The organism is Helicobacter valdiviensis (assembly GCF_003245365.1).
Taxonomy (GTDB): Bacteria; Campylobacterota; Campylobacteria; order Campylobacterales; family Helicobacteraceae; genus Helicobacter_D; species Helicobacter_D valdiviensis.
Genome location: NZ_NBIU01000084.1, coordinates 1 through 1,500 on the forward strand (window position 1 = coordinate 1; position 1,500 = coordinate 1,500).

The following is a 1,500-nucleotide window of genomic DNA, read 5'->3' on the forward strand; positions in this document are numbered from 1 at the left end:
TTCAAAATCTGGTATGATTATATTCATTGTTGTTATTCCTGCATAAATTTACAAGCACAAATTCTCGCATCTCTTTCACTTGGTTGTAAATAATACAAAGGGGTTTCTTGATTACTTTTGCATTCTAAAGCACTCTCATCAAAAAACATACATTTTTTTTTAAAAGCTCCAAAAAACACAAAATTCTTATCATAAAAAAAACCTGCATTATAGTAAATGAACTGTAATAACTCATTAGTATTTCCATTATCTATTTGATAATAGACATAAAAATGTCTTAATTCATGAATGATAGTATCTAAAAGATTATCCAATATCTCTTCATTGCAGTCAGAATCTATTCTAATTTTCATAGTATTATTAAAACGATTATAACTTCCTAAATATCTTAAATTATTATTAATAACAACTTTAGGCATACATAAAACTTTAGTATCCATAAAACTCGTATTATCTGTTTTTTTACAAGGTGCAATTCTTAGCTTTTTGCCAACATCATTAATAAAATTCTTAATATAAAATTCTTTATTGCTATGTGTAGTAAAACAATTTTTTAGTTTTTGTTTGTAATCATTAATAAAAATTTTTTGAACTGCATTTATAAAATCTTTTCTCGTTTTTAAATACTCATTTCCATTGCTTGCATTTTTAATGAATTCTTCATTAGCTAAATCAAATCTATAATATATATAAGCAATCTTTCCTGCTAGTTGTTGATAAATTCCAAAATAATCAAAAGCAACATTATATTTAGGATTACCATCTTCATTTATTAGGTTATATGCTGGATTTTCATGATAAAATTTCTTTAATTGATTTTTATTCTCCTTTAAAAAACCCACTGCCTCCTTTATGTTGCAAATTTGTCTTAAACTATTCCAAGAATCCAAATCACCTTCTAAAGCTTTTTGGTAAAGTGTTACTTGCTCTATTCTAGTAAATTCTTCTATATTGCCTTTTCCTACTCTAAAACTCATATCTATGGTAATTCTCGGATCATTTTCATTGGGTTTTCTTCCCATTGAATTTCTAAAAGCATAAACAATAATTTTATATTCGTTAAATTCTTCTTCTTGTTCTCTTTGTAAAGGTAAAAAGAAGCCTATCTGATGCGAAAAGCCCAAATTTGCATCTTTAGGATTTCTCCAAAAAATAAAATTTGTTTCTTGGATATCCAATGCTGTATATTCTACAATCTTTTCTTTGGTATCGGCTGTGCTATATTTTATACTATATCCCCATTCAATATTATCTATTCCTTCAAATAAAGGTGCTACAAGCTCTATATATGTCCCTGGTGCAAATGGTTTTGTAGCATCTACCACACTCTCTTTCTCTAAGAGATAATTGCTTAAAAAAGTTGCTCTTTTTTGATTAAAAACAATTTCTCCATCCCTTGCTTCAGGGTAAGCTACTTTAAGTGAGACTATATTTTCCTCTTCATTTTGTGCAAACTTAGCTTGTTTACTTAAATTCTCCAATAATTCAGCTTGTGCCATA

General features: G+C 27.3%; 1 protein-coding gene. It reads right to left on the reverse strand.

Translation table 11 applies throughout. The features are described from left to right. Positions 1-32: 32 nt before the first annotated feature. Positions 33-1,499: a hypothetical protein gene (locus B6S12_RS11265; RefSeq protein WP_111230725.1), complete on the reverse strand. Its 1,467-nt coding sequence runs from the start codon at positions 1,497-1,499 to the stop codon at positions 33-35. Position 1,500 lies beyond the last annotated feature (1 nt).